Source organism: Companilactobacillus tucceti DSM 20183 (assembly GCF_001434665.1).
GTDB classification, from domain to species: domain Bacteria; phylum Bacillota; class Bacilli; order Lactobacillales; family Lactobacillaceae; genus Companilactobacillus; species Companilactobacillus tucceti.
The window spans coordinates 16,425-30,261 of record NZ_AZDG01000003.1; the positions used below are offsets into that span (position 1 = coordinate 16,425).

At 34.3% G+C, this 13,837-nt stretch carries 9 protein-coding genes and 1 other annotated feature; of the genes, 3 read left to right on the top strand and 6 right to left on the bottom strand.

The genetic code is table 11. From position 1 onward, the window contains the following. The first annotated feature begins 69 nt into the window (after nt 1–69). Both FC72_RS01980 and FC72_RS01985 read left to right on the top strand, forming a co-directional pair. Nucleotides 70–504, top strand: a complete 435-nt coding sequence (locus FC72_RS01980) for an Hsp20/alpha crystallin family protein (protein ID WP_057764449.1) — start codon at nt 70–72, stop codon at nt 502–504. Between the two features lie 101 nt (nt 505–605). Continuing rightward, nucleotides 606–2,636: an SLAP domain-containing protein gene (locus FC72_RS01985; protein ID WP_057764259.1), complete on the top strand. Its 2,031-nt coding sequence runs from the start codon at nt 606–608 to the stop codon at nt 2,634–2,636. Between the two features lie 51 nt (nt 2,637–2,687). Here FC72_RS01985 and FC72_RS01990 read toward each other — a convergent pair whose 3' ends face one another. The 5 genes from FC72_RS01990 to FC72_RS02010 all read right to left on the bottom strand — a co-directional run bounded on the left by FC72_RS01990 (nt 2,688) and on the right by FC72_RS02010 (nt 11,292). After that, nucleotides 2,688–4,898 carry a Tex family protein gene (locus FC72_RS01990; RefSeq protein WP_057764260.1) on the bottom strand — a complete coding sequence of 737 codons (2,211 nt, stop codon included), beginning with the start codon at nt 4,896–4,898 and terminating at the stop codon, nt 2,688–2,690. A gap of 268 nt (nt 4,899–5,166) precedes the next feature. Next, complete coding sequence (gene asnS / locus FC72_RS01995) at nt 5,167–6,555, bottom strand: asparagine--tRNA ligase (protein WP_057764261.1); 1,389 nt, start codon at nt 6,553–6,555, stop codon at nt 5,167–5,169. A gap of 379 nt (nt 6,556–6,934) precedes the next feature. Next, nucleotides 6,935–7,166: a binding site (T-box leader), on the bottom strand. A gap of 70 nt (nt 7,167–7,236) precedes the next feature. Beyond that, nucleotides 7,237–8,592: an amino acid permease gene (locus tag FC72_RS02000; protein ID WP_057764262.1), complete on the bottom strand. Its 1,356-nt coding sequence runs from the start codon at nt 8,590–8,592 to the stop codon at nt 7,237–7,239. Nucleotides 8,593–9,297: 705 nt separating this feature from the next. Next, nucleotides 9,298–10,296 (bottom strand): LacI family DNA-binding transcriptional regulator, encoded by a 999-nt coding sequence (locus tag FC72_RS02005; RefSeq protein WP_083480715.1) that lies wholly within the window; start codon nt 10,294–10,296, stop codon nt 9,298–9,300. Nucleotides 10,297–10,674: 378 nt separating this feature from the next. After that, nucleotides 10,675–11,292, bottom strand: coding sequence for a TetR/AcrR family transcriptional regulator (locus FC72_RS02010; protein ID WP_057764263.1), 618 nt, complete (start codon nt 11,290–11,292; stop codon nt 10,675–10,677). Nucleotides 11,293–11,393: 101 nt separating this feature from the next. Here FC72_RS02010 and FC72_RS02015 point away from each other — a divergent pair, with 101 nt between their 5' ends. Continuing rightward, nucleotides 11,394–12,809, top strand: a complete 1,416-nt coding sequence (locus tag FC72_RS02015; protein ID WP_083480717.1) for a DHA2 family efflux MFS transporter permease subunit — start codon at nt 11,394–11,396, stop codon at nt 12,807–12,809. A 314-nt stretch (nt 12,810–13,123) separates the two neighbouring features. Here the strand turns inward: FC72_RS02015 and FC72_RS02020 are convergent, their stop codons facing one another. After that, complete coding sequence (locus tag FC72_RS02020; protein ID WP_057764264.1) at nt 13,124–13,831, bottom strand: demethylmenaquinone methyltransferase; 708 nt, start codon at nt 13,829–13,831, stop codon at nt 13,124–13,126. Nucleotides 13,832–13,837: the final 6 nt, after the last annotated feature.

The window sequence follows — 13,837 nt, forward strand, 5'->3', positions numbered from 1 at the left end:
AATATTTGAATTCTCCCCTCAGCAGGTACTACAATGTATTTGTAATGAGGAAAGGAAGTAATGAGATTTATGACAAACGAAATTATGGATCGTCCTAATGACATTATGAGAAACTGGTTTAATGACCAATGGAGCAATTTCCCAACATTTTTTGGAGATAACATTCCAACAACAGATACACTAAAAACAGATATTAAGGAATCTGACAAGAACTACGAATTACATGTAGATATGCCAGCATTCGACAAAAAGAACATTGATATCAATTATCAAAACAACACTTTAACAATTAGCGGACATCGTGACAGTTTCAATGATCACGAAGATAAAAACGGTGATATGATTATGAACGAACGTTCAGGCGGCCGCTTCACAAGACAATATCATCTACCCGCAGTTGATGAAAATAATATCAATGCAACATATGATAATGGTGTATTGAAGATTATTCTTCCAAAGATTGAAGAAAAGAAAAATTCAGAACATCATATCGAAATTGACTAATATTTAAAAGAAATCGCTTAGGCGGTTTCTTTTTTTTTACACTTTTTTGTTGTATTTATTCATTAATTTTTTAATAATTAAGTCAGAGAGAAGGGATCCTAATGAAGAATATAATGTATAAAACCGGAACAACTTTATTATTAATGTCCGCATTAATAGCTGGTGGAACAATTGCTATTACTCACCCTACTAATGTTTTTGCTGCTACTACTAGTGATGACAGTAATACTAATGATGTTTTATTAGGTCAAAGTGATCCTGATTGGGATGCTTTACAATGGTCTATATATGCAATAAATGGCGACAAAAATAATTTAGTTCTATATATTGACGGCGGTACTTTATCACCCAACTATACTGGTTGGAAGGACGTTACAGGTGTAGATATAACTAAGATAAGTAAAATAGTATTTAATGATAAAACTACTGCTGGTAATTTAAATAAAATATTTGCTGGCTATTCAAATCTTAAAACTATTGAAAATTTAAATTATTTGGATACGGATAAAATAAAAGATTTCTCTTATATGTTTGCTAATGATTATTCATTAACTTCATTGGACTTGTCTGTACTTAACATGACTTACGCAAATGACGCAGGTATACAAAATATGCTATCAGGTGATACCAAACTAGAATCATTAACTTTAAGTCAAAATAATGTTTTGAAGGGTAGTAACGGAAATGTCGGCCTGCCCAATACAATATCCACTGATACTACGACCTATGAAAATTGGAAACAATCCGACGATACCGATGGTTCAACGACTAGATCAGCCGATGATTTAATGCAAACATATTTTCTTGATATAAATTTTCACAGACCAAGTGAAACTATAACTTGGGTCCCAGTAGTAAAAAGCTACAAGACAAAAATGTACCTACAATATGTTGATGCAGACGATACCACAAAAGTCTTATACGGTGACGAAAACAACAATGCTGGTACTACTACTTTTGATGAGAACTCAAATGTAGACATTGTTAACTCATTTACTGGAAAATACAATCCTAGCGAAAACAACCTTTATTTCTCAGGTTATGAAGCAGATAAAACTGAAGACCCAACAAATACTATTACTATTCCAGCACATGACTCAACAGCCCATGCTATCCCCGTTAAATTAAAGAAATTAGATCCTGTCAAAATAAACGTAAATATAACTGATGAAAATGGTACAACTTCAGACAAATCCTTTACTATTCCTGTGAATGACACTGATTATTCATACAAAAATATCGACTTCCCTAGCCAGGAATTGGATTTAGATAAATCAACTATAACTATAAATGGTACAGAAGAACCTCTAACAGACTACACAAAAGGTAGCAAGAGTTCAGATACTGATTTAAATAGCATTTTGTCATCTGAAATAACTAATTCAATGACTAAAAAAGATGCACTCGTTGACGGTTCAACAAAATCCGTTCCTATGTATCAAGATAGTAACAGTGGGAAGAATCCACTCTCTATCAATGCTGTTTATAAGAAAACGGATTCCGGAGATTCAGGAAATTCCGGCAATAACAATAATAACAATGGCGGAAATGTTGATACAGGAACTATAACTGATAACAAGCAAGTTATCGCTACTGGTGAAAAAACCGTTCCACTATATAACAGTAAAGGTGAACTACTACCTGCCTATGCTTTAGCCAAAAACTCAGATTGGCAAAGTGATAAGCAATTAGTTCTTAACGGTGTAACATATTACCGTGTTTCTACCAATGCTTGGGTAAAAGCTAGTGATGTTTATCCATTTAAGTACGAAGATTCATACGTTTCTGTACATAACGACAAGTTTGCTAAATTAGTTAACTTTAAAAATGTAGAAAGTAACCGTGGTCTACGTGCTTCAAGTGATTGGAAGACGGATCGCTTTATAGACATTTCTGGAACTAAATATTATCGTGTCTCCACCAATGAATTTGTAAGTTCCGACAATGTTTATCCATATAAACCAATTTCAAATAAAGTTGTGAATACTGATGGTACTGAAATCTATGATGATTATGGCACTGACACTGGTAAAACTTTAAAATCAGGTTCTTATAAGACTGATAGAATTGCTACTATTAATGGAACCGACTATTACAGAGTTTCCACAAATCAATTCATTAAAGTAAGTTAATATTTAATCAAAAAAAGAAACCGCATATGCGATTTCTTTTTTTATTACAATCTAAGCTTTTTCATTAATATTGTGATCTTTTCTCATCGTCAATTGAATACGATTGCGAACTTCATCGACACTTAATACCCAAACAGTCACAATATCACCAATTGTAACCACTGTACTTGGATCACTAACATATCGATCTGCCAGTTGCGAAATATGAACTAATCCATCCTGCTTTACTCCAATATCAACGAATGCGCCAAAATCAATTACATTGCGAACGGTACCTTGAAGTTCCATCCCGGGTTTAAGATCAGAAATACTCAACACATCTTGTCTAAGTAGCGGTGCAGGCATGCTATCACGAAGATCTCGTCCTGGCTTACTTAAACCTTCCATAATATCGGTCAAAGTTTCTTCACCAATATCTAATTTTTGAGCCCACTCGGCTTTATTCAATTTCATTAAATTCTGCTGAATTTCATCCGTACCGATCATGTCAGTGGACATTCCGATTCCAGCTAACAATTTTAATGTAGCCGCATAACTTTCTGGATGAATATCAGTATTGTCTAAAGGATTGTCTCCAGATATGATTCTCAAAAATCCCACTGATTGTTGGTAGGCTTTAGGTCCTAATCGTGGAACCGATTTTAAAGATTTACGGTCGTTAAAAGTACCTTTATCATTTCTAAAATTAACAATATTCTTGGCCGTAGTGGTATTCAATCCAGAAATATGAGTCAACAATTCAGGGCTAGCTGTATTAACGTTAACTCCAACTTGATTTACCGCTGTTTCTACCACTCGGTCTAATTGTTCATCTAAATCTTTTTCCGGTACATCATGCTGGTACTGACCTACACCGATTGCTTTAGGATCAACTTTGATCAACTCAGCTAGAGGGTCTTGTAATCTACGACCAATACTAATTGCCGAACGTTCTTCAACATGCAGATCACCAAATTCTTTACGGGCATTTTCACTTGCTGAATAAACTGAAGCCCCTGCTTCATTAACAATTACATAATAAACTGGACGTTTTAAAGTCTTTAAAATCTCACTAACAAATTCTTCTGATTCTCGACTGGCAGTTCCATTACCGATAGCAATCATTTCAACTTGATAGTCTTCAAGCAACTTCTTAAATTCTGCACTTGCAGCGGCTCTTTTTTCTGCACTTGCTGGCTTATGTGGATAAATTACTTGCTTAGCCAAAAAACGACCGTTGGCATCCATTATCGCCAATTTACATCCAGTACGATAGGCCGGATCAAATCCCATGACCACTTTACCTTTTAGCGGTGATGCCATTAAAAGATGATATAAGTTATTACCAAAAACTTTAATTGCATGTTCATTTGCTTGATCAGACAGCTTACGACGAATTTCTCTTTCGATAGATGGGCCTAAAAATCGTTTATACGCGTCTGCAAAAGCATTCTCTACCTTTTCAACAGCCGGTCCTTGCCTTTTACCTATTATTTGAGAATATCCATAATTCAAAATTGCATCAGTATCGACTGAAATACCAACTGTTAATATTTTTTCATGTTCGCCACGATTGATTGCCAAAATTCGATATGGTGGAATCTGCTTCAAAGATTGTTGGAAGTCATAATATGTTTCATAAGTTTGATTTTCGTCTTTTTCTTTGGCATTACGCTTAATTTTGCTAGTCAACTCACCATTTCGCCAAGTATATCTTCTTATCCATTCACGGAAGTTAGCTTTTTCACTGAATTTCTCAGCCAAAATTTCATTAACCCCGGTCCAAACGGATTCTAAATCAGGCAGATTTTTACTGGAATCTATGAAAGAACTTGCCTTATCATTCAAATTATCTGATGGGAAGCTCAATAACCAATTTGCTAAAGGCTCTAGACCTGCTTCTCTAGCAATGCTAGCCTTGGTTTGCTTTTTTTGTTTATACGGAAGATATAAATCTTCTACTTGTTGTAATACTGTCGCTTGCTCAAACTGATTCTTCAATTTAGGTGTTAACTTACCTTGCTCTTGGATCAAATTCATTACATCTTCACGGCGTTGATCTAATTTCATCAATCGGTGCGCTTCATCTTCGATTTCACGAATTGCGACTTCATCTAGGGTACCAGTACGTTCTTTTCGATAACGGGCAATAAAGGGTACAGTATTCCCTTCATTCAACAGTTCTAACACTGCCTTAATCTGTGGAACTTTATACTGATCTAATTGTCGATGAACTGGTTTAGCAAAATCTACTATATCTTTTTCTGTCTTACTTGCTGACATATGATCCTCCATTTTTACTCAAATTGATTATCGAAGATGATTTATATTTCTAGTTCATATTAAATTTTTATTGAATTAACGCTAATGATTATATCATTTATCAACATAAACCCTTAACCCTAAGAAAAAACTTAAATATGCGGCATAAACGTGTGACAACACATAGCTTTTTTTGCTTAAATCAAATAAAGTAGGTAATCCAGTTGGATTACCTACTTTATTTACTTTAATGCTCGAAAGCTGACCATGTGTTGTCACACTCTCTATATTAAAATTCAGCGTTTCCTGGTGTTCTTGGGTATGCAATGACGTCACGAATATTCTTCATACCTGTTAAGTACATAACTAGTCTTTCAAATCCGATACCAAATCCTGAGTGAACTGTGCCACCATACTTACGTAATTCAAGATACCATTTGTATTCGTCTGAATTTAAACCGAAATCTTTGATTTTTTCTTCCAAAACATCAAGTCTTTCTTCACGTTGTGATCCACCGATCAACTCACCAATTTCTGGGACAAGTAAATCAGCAGCAGCAACTGTCTTGCCATCATCATTTGCACGCATATAGAAAGCTTTGAAGTCTTTTGGATAGTCTGTTAAGAATACTGGCTTACCAAAGACCTTTTCACTTAGATAACGTTCATGTTCTGATTCAAGATCAAGTCCCCAACTAACTGGAACATCAAAATCAACATCAGCTTTTTCAAGTAATTCAATAGCTTTTGTATAAGTAATTTGAGCAAAATCTTCTGAAACGGTATTTGATAATCTTTCAATCAAATGTTCATCTATATTATCGTTTAAGAATTGAATCTCTTCTTTAGCATGGTCGAATACATATTGAACAACATATTTCAACAACTCTTCAGAAACGTTGATTTCATCTTGCATATCGGCAAAAGCCATTTCAGGTTCGATCATCCAGAATTCTGAAGCATGACGACCAGTATGTGAGTTTTCAGCTCTAAATGTTGGTCCAAATGTATATACATTTCTTAAGGCCAAGGCAAAAGCCTCAACTTCAAGTTGTCCACTAACTGTAAGGTTAGTTTCTTTTTTGAAGAAGTCTTCGTTGTAATCAACTTTACCTTCATCAGTTTTTGGAACATTATTCATATCTAAAGTTGTAACTTGGAACATTTCACCAGCACCTTCAGCATCACTACTTGTGATAATAGGTGTTTGGATGTATGAAAATCCGTGATGTTGTAAGTATTCATGAATAGCAAATGATGCTAATGAACGTACTTTAAAGATTGAATAAAAAGTATTAGTTCTAGGGCGCAAATGAGCAATAGTTCTTAAGTACTCATAAGTATGTGCCTTCTTTTGTAATGGGTAATCACTATCAGATGTACCTAATTCTTTAACCGCTGTAGCATGAATTTCAAATGGTTGTTGTGCACCTGGTGTCAAAGCTAGTTCCCCAACTACTTCGATTGTTGTACTGATTGGAAACTTTTTGATTTCATCAAAGTCTTCAAGATCGTTGCTAAAAACAACTTGAACATTTTTTAAAAATGAACCGTCATTAACTTCAATAAAACCAATTTTCTTTGAACCTCTGATAGTTCTGATCCAACCTTCAATGGTGATTTCTTCACCATCTTTAAATTCTTTAGTGAATAAATCTTTTGCTAAAACTTTTTCCATTACGAATTTCTCCTTTTAGTTGCCCTTAACGTCTACGACGTTTAGGGCAAATTATGCGAACGTCTAAAGACGTCCGCGTACCATATATATAAAATCAAAAACCTAAAAACACATTAATGTAGGTTACCCTTAATGCAAAAACTTAGGATTTTAAAAACTACTTTGAAATTAATAACCATTCACATAAGTTGCCCTAAATGCCACTAGCATTATAAAACAATCGGGTCGCGGATGGTCTTTCGACCATTCGCATAAGTTGCCCTAAACGTCACTGGCATAAAAAACAATCGGTTCGCGGATGGCCTCTGGCCATTCGCATAAGTTGCCCTAAACGTCGCAGACGTTAAGGGCAACTAAAAAATGACCCCCATCCCTCGGTAAAAGGGACGAAAGTCATTCGCGGTACCACCCAAATTTGTTTTCTTCCGAAAACATCTCAAACAAGCACAAACATGCTTTATGACTATAACGTGTCACATACGTCAAACCCTACTATTGGTTCAGGCCGATGTAAAAAGATGTTATTCGTAAATACTCGCATGTTAAGTTCACACTATCCTTAACTCACTGAAAATTAAGTAATTAGTACTTCTTCTTTTTAAAATCCTAAGTATTAAGTTAAAAAAAGAATAGCACGTTTTTTTGGTGGTTGTAAAGTCTCCTTTACATTATTATTTAAATTTAGGCTTTTTTGATTGTTCTCTTTCCATAGATAACTAACAGCACTATCCAAAATGCTATTGTTACTAACATTGGTATTCTAGTTGATTTTAGAAAAAGTAATAAAACCAAGATGGATCCAAAGAATAATAAACTTAAATAGTTACTAAAAGGATATAACGGCATCAAAAATGCTTTTGTGCCTTCTGGATGTTTCTTTCTATATAATAAATGACAAAAGATCAAAATCATCCAGATGATAATAAAGTTGATCGTTGAAACTGTTGCAATTATTCCGAAAACATCTGATGGAATAAAGAAGTTTAATATAACTATCACTAATAATGCGGCTGCTGAAAATATTAATGCCCAAAGTGGTACACCATTTTTACCGATTATATTAAATTTTTTGGGAGCGTTTCCTTTTAAACTCAAAGAATACAATGTACGACTAGTACTGAATAAGCAACTATTTGTTGCTGATAGAGCAGCCGTTAAAACTACGAAGTTCAAAATACCGGCTGCACCTTTAATCCCTATACCTGAGAAAACTTGTACGAACGGACTAGCGGTTGTAGTGATTTTATCCCAAGGATAGACGCTCATAATAGCGATCATTGAACCAACATAAAACAACCCAATTCTAATTGGCAAACTATTGATAGCTTTTGGCAAGTTAACTTCTGGATCACTAGTTTCACCCGCCGTTATGCCGACCATCTCAATTCCTACAAAGGCAAAGATAACCATTTGAAATGATGTAACAAAGCCCTCAAATCCTGTAGGGAAAAATCCACCTTGATTGAACAGATTACTAAAGCTAGCATTGCCACCGCCATCAACAGGAAAACGGAATATAGCCATTCCAAATCCTATAACGACAAGTAAAATAATGGCGACAACTTTAATGGTTGAAAATCCTGATTCCATTTCTCCAAACAATTTCACGTCGACAAAATTCATTGCAAATAACAATATCAATATTACTAAGGCAGAAAGCCATTGCGGAACTTCTGGAAACCAATATCTAATATAAATACCCGACGCCGTTAAATCGGCCATAGCAACGGTTATCCAACATAACCAATATGCCCAGCCAGCAGCGAATTCAAACCTATCTCCTAAATACCTTCTGATAAATTCCAAAAAGGAATGTTCATTGGTATCTGATAACAATAGTTCTCCAATCGCCCGCATCATAAAGAAACAAAATATTCCGGCAATCATATATGCCAAGATTATTGAAGGACCTGATTCATGAATGGCATCTCCAGATCCTAAAAACAGACCTGTACCAATGGCTCCACCAATGGCAATCATTTGAATATGTCTGCTTCCTAATGAACGGGAAAGTGTGTTTTCAGTTTCTTCCTGCATCGAATCTCTCCTTAATTAAAAAAAATACGCCCCTAGTACCCGTTAAGTACTAGGGGCGTCTTATACGCGGTTCCACCCAAGTTTTACAATGCAAAAGCATCGTGCCTCTTGTGCTGATAAAGGTAGCAACCTTTTTTAAAACACCAATTATTTAATAGCCAGCTTTCAGCCTAGACCGACTTCTCTTTAATTTATGAGATTAGTATACTAAAAGCTAATAGAATTGAAAAGATAAATGTAAATTTCACAAATTATTCATATTTTGTAAATAATTAATTCATAGTATCAGAATATTATAGTAACTGTAGAAAAGAGATAAAGATATCCCTCTTCTCATCCCCTATAACATATATTTAATCCCCTATTAAAAGACGCTCCTCCCCAGAGCGTCTTTTTTACTATTTTAAGTAATGTTAGTAGTAGTAAAAATCAATTTAGGTTATACTATTCCTGTAGGGATTAGTAATATTCCTTACAGGGATGGTATTGAAAAATACCTAACTATTTTTTGATGGACTTGAGAATTTATAAATAAAAAGACCCGCCGAAGTCTTCATAAATTATTCATATTTTTGTAATAATTACTTCATGACGAGCCTGTACTGTATTAATTGTAGATAAGAGATTGATAATTTCTCTTTTCTCATCCCCCCTATAACATATATTTAATCCCCTAAAAAAAAGCATCTTCCCCAGATGCTTTTTTTATTTGTCTATAATTTTATCTAAGGGATCTTCGTCTTCATTGGGAATTATTTCACTTAATTCTCCGCGAACAATAAATCTTGATGGAATTTCCTTTTTAATTATTTTATCTTCAAATAATAAATCAAACGCAGTTTCTCCAATACTGTCTAATCTATGGTCAACCGTAGAAAAATCAAGTAAGAAACTACTTGATAAATTCTCTTGACCAATAACTAAAGCTTGATGATTAATTTCTTCAAGCTTTTTTAATGCGCCTGCAGCAATTTGATCACCATTAGCGAAGATCACTTCTAAATCAGGATCATTTTCCACCAATTTGCCAGCTGCAGTAATTCCATCATACATATTCTTAGCATCACGGTATAACATACCTTCAGGAATAGCGTGACCAAAAACAGACTCATAAGACTGTGTTGTGAGCTTTGCACTTTGACTAACGACTTCACTTCGACTAACAGTCAATCCAATATGCGAATATCCAGCATCCTTTAAAATTTTTAAAACATTTCCAAATGATTTTTTTCTGTCTGTAAAAGCACATGATAAAGGATAATCAAAAGTATCCTCACAACAAACTAAACCACCAAAACTTCGATACTTAATAATTTGACTGAATGAAATGGCTCTTGAGGTAAAGATCAAACCATCAAAAGCACGATGCTTTAACATATCTAAATACTTCATTTCATACTTGGAGTCATAATTAGTTGGTAGTAACGTTACTTGATAATTTTCCATCAAGGCCTTTTCAGCTATTGCGTCAGCTAACTTTTGGAAATATGGATGATTTATATATGGCAAGATCACTCCAATACGATAAGACTTTCCCAAACTAAGAGCACGTGCCAAATCATTTCGATGATAGTTTAATTTTTCCATTGCAGATAAAATCTCTGACTTAGTTTGCTCAGAAACATATCCTTTTTGATTAAGTACCCTTGATACAGTAGATACTGAATGTCCAGAAGCCTTAGCTACATCACGAATATTTGCCATTTTATCACCTCTATTATTACTATAAAGCATAGAACCAGTTCCACAGCAAAAATTAGTAAAAGTTGTATATGTTAGTTAACTAACATTTACGTAAGTGGTAGCAAATCAGTATATGTTAGTTAACTAACATCAATATTCTGAATAAAATAGAGGTTTATATACAAAAATAGTAAAATTCACATTTTCTTCACATTTTACATATATTTGATTCACACTTTGCCTGTATATTAGTAATTGTAGATGAGAGATACATAAAGTATTTCTCTTCTCATCCCCCCTATAACATATATTTAATCCCCTAAAAATATAAAAAGAACATTCCTCCCCAGAATGTTCTTTTTCCCTTTTATAAATAAAATTAAAAAGCTGTCGGACAACTTAATCGTTGTCGGCAGCTTTTTTTTGGCCTAAAAATACCGGAACTAAAATTTGATCAACTATATTAACTATCACATCTTTATTTAAAGTTTCATTGGAAATAACTTCATTGATCAGTAATAAACCCGGTAAATTCAAAACTCTTTTTGATAGATTAGAAAAATTCAATTCTCCACGTTTATCGGCTTGTTTTAAAACTTTAGAAACCATATCCGTAAATTTATTCTCGTCACTTGTTGCACTTAATATTTTATCTAGTGGTATAGTTTTCAATCTATCCGCTAATAATCCACGAAGTTTATCAGTTCCAAAGGTATCAAATACTACTGTCAATTGACCAAACAATTTAATAAGGTCTCCGCGCAAAGAACCAGTATCAGGAATTGTAACATCGATTTTAGGTCCGAATTTTATTATGGCACTAGCAACTAACTCCGATTTTTCAGACCATCTGCGATATAGGACTGGCTTAGCAGCATCAGCTCTTTTAGCAACTTCTGACATGGTAAAATCTTTGTATCCTACCTCATTTACTAAATCCCATGCGGCAGATAAAACTGCATCTTCTAATTCCTTGCCACGACGGCGTGTTGAGTGTTCTGAACTTAATTTTGACAAAATAATGTGCTCCATTTCTTGCATTTTAAGATACTACGGTATACTATTTCAAATATTAAGAAACTCTAGTATCTTAATATTTGAAATTCGAGGTGTTTTGTATGCAATTAACAAACAGTACTTCTAATAACCGCTCATCCATAATCAAGATCTCGATAATTTTAGTACTTGGTGCACTAGCACCAATGCTTGATACAACAATGACAAATGTTGCTATAAATACAATCATGAAAGATCTTAATAGTTCCGTCAACTTGGTACAATGGATAACAACTAGTTATATTTTAGCACTAGGAATCGTTGTTCCAATCGCAGGTTGGGCTGTCGATCGTTTTAGTGGGAAAAATATTTATTTATCTGCTCTTGCAATATTTCTAGGTGGTTCAATTGTTTCTGGTTTATCTAATTCTATTAATGTTTTAATTATTGGTCGAATAATCCAAGGAATTGGAGCCGGAGTTATCATTTCGATCATCTCTACTCTTGTAGTTAGAGCAGCAGGAAGTAAAGGGCTTGGCAGTATTATGGCAATAATCGGTTTGCCAGCCGTATTAGCTCCTATTCTAGGACCAACTTTTGGTGGATTTATTATTAAAAATCTAAATTGGCACTGGATTTTTTACGTTAATATTCCCATTGCTATAGCTTCACTACTCTTAATTTATTTTACGATGCCAACTTTTGCTCCTAAAAATACTAAACATAGTTTTGATTGGCCAAGTATCATGCTTTTAGGTGGTGCATTTACATCACTGATCCTTGGTATAACCAAATTAAGCACAAGTGGAAAATTCACTAATTTTAACGTCATCGGACCTATTTTATTAGGATTAGTTCTTTTACTAAGTTACGTAATATACGCAGCTATTTTCCCTAAAAAAGCACTCGTTAGTCTAAAATTATTTAAGTTTAAAAGCTTTACTGCCTCAAGTATTTTACTATTATTATCAGGTTTGACCGTTAATGGCGCAATGTTTCTCTTACCTCTATACCTACAAAACATCAGAGGTTTAAGCGTTATTATGTCAGGTACTTATTTAATCTCACAAGGATTAGGTTTACTTATTGCACGTAGTCAAATTGGTAAATTAACTGACCAAATTGGCGCACGTTGGGTCGTTTTAATATCGATCATCATTGCTGTCATCGGTACTTTACCATTTGCTTTCTTCAATGCTAAAACATCAGATTGGGCTATCTTAATAACACTATTTATAAGAGGAATTGCTCAAGGTGGTATGACTATACCTATTATGTCTGATGCATATACCGGTGTCCCTATTGAACTAGTATCTGAAGCAACTACTGCATCACGAATGCTTCAAAATATTGGCGGAGCTTTTGGAACTGCTTTGTTGGCCACTTGTATCCAAAACCAATTAAATGGCGAAATAATTACTCCAGCACATTTAAATTCCGCATATCAAGGAGCTTTCATTTTTACAGTTATCATGACTCTTATAGCTGTTATTCCAGCCTGGTTTTTAAGTCATCATGCTGGTAAAAGTAAAATTTAAGTATGTATGATATGCAGCCTAAACGCGTAAACATACATAGCTTTTTTGCTTAAAGTAAACCAGCCCAGCAATCCTTCGGATTGTTGCTTCTACTTTTCTCAAATATGCAGCTTAAACGCGTAAACATACATAGCTTTTTCCGCTTAAAATAAACTAGCCCAGCAATCCTTTGGATTGTTGCTTCTACTTATCTCAAACATGCAGCTTAAACGCGTAAACATACATAGCTTTTTCCGCTTAAAGTAAACTAGCCCAGCAATCCTCCGGATTGTTGGGCTAGTTTACTTTAATGCTCGAAAGCTGAACATGTATGTTTACGCTCTTTTACCAAAATGTACAGCTGCCGACTTCAACATCAAATTCTCAACACGAACGTCAATAAAACCAGCATTGTGATACATCTCAACTAGCTTAGAAATACTGACGAACTTATTAACTGAATCGTCTAAATACTGATACTCATCCTTTTTTGAGGCAAATACCTTCCCCATCATTGGCATGATTTTATCAAAATAAACTTTCCAGCCCAATCGAATAACTGGTGTCTCAACTTTAAAAGCTTCTAGGCAAATGATCTCTCCACCTGGCTTCAAAATACGATATATTTCTTTTAATACTTTATTAGCATCGGGAACGTTACGTAGTCCAAATCCAATTGTTACAACGTCAAAAGTTTGATCTGGAAAATTCAAATTCATTGCATCTCCTGCTAATAGTTCAACATTTTCCAATTTTGATTTAGCTACTTTGGACTGTCCGATCCTTAACATTTCCTGACTAAAATCAACTCCAGAAATTTTGGCTTCAGGAAATTTATTTCCTAAAAGAATCGTCCAATCGGCTGTTCCACAACAAAGATCCAAAATTCTCCTTGGATGATTATCTATCATATCAGTAGCTTTTTTTCGCCATTTGTTATGAGTTCCTAAACTCATAATAGAATTCAATTTGTCATAATTATCGGCAATTGAATTAAACGTATTTTCAACGTCCTTTTCTGGAACTTTATTAGTTAATCCCATTATTTA

Coding starts and splice junctions, on each gene's coding strand:
- FC72_RS02005 (WP_083480715.1), bottom strand. CDS start 10,296: ATGGCAAATATTCGTGATGTAGCTAAGGCTTCTGGACATTCAGTATCT.
- FC72_RS01985 (WP_057764259.1), top strand. CDS start 606: ATGAAGAATATAATGTATAAAACCGGAACAACTTTATTATTAATGTCC.
- FC72_RS01980 (WP_057764449.1), top strand. CDS start 70: ATGACAAACGAAATTATGGATCGTCCTAATGACATTATGAGAAACTGG.
- FC72_RS02015 (WP_083480717.1), top strand. CDS start 11,394: ATGCAATTAACAAACAGTACTTCTAATAACCGCTCATCCATAATCAAG.
- asnS (WP_057764261.1), bottom strand. CDS start 6,555: ATGGAAAAAGTTTTAGCAAAAGATTTATTCACTAAAGAATTTAAAGAT.
- FC72_RS02000 (WP_057764262.1), bottom strand. CDS start 8,592: ATGCAGGAAGAAACTGAAAACACACTTTCCCGTTCATTAGGAAGCAGA.
- FC72_RS02020 (WP_057764264.1), bottom strand. CDS start 13,831: ATGGGATTAACTAATAAAGTTCCAGAAAAGGACGTTGAAAATACGTTT.
- FC72_RS01990 (WP_057764260.1), bottom strand. CDS start 4,898: ATGTCAGCAAGTAAGACAGAAAAAGATATAGTAGATTTTGCTAAACCA.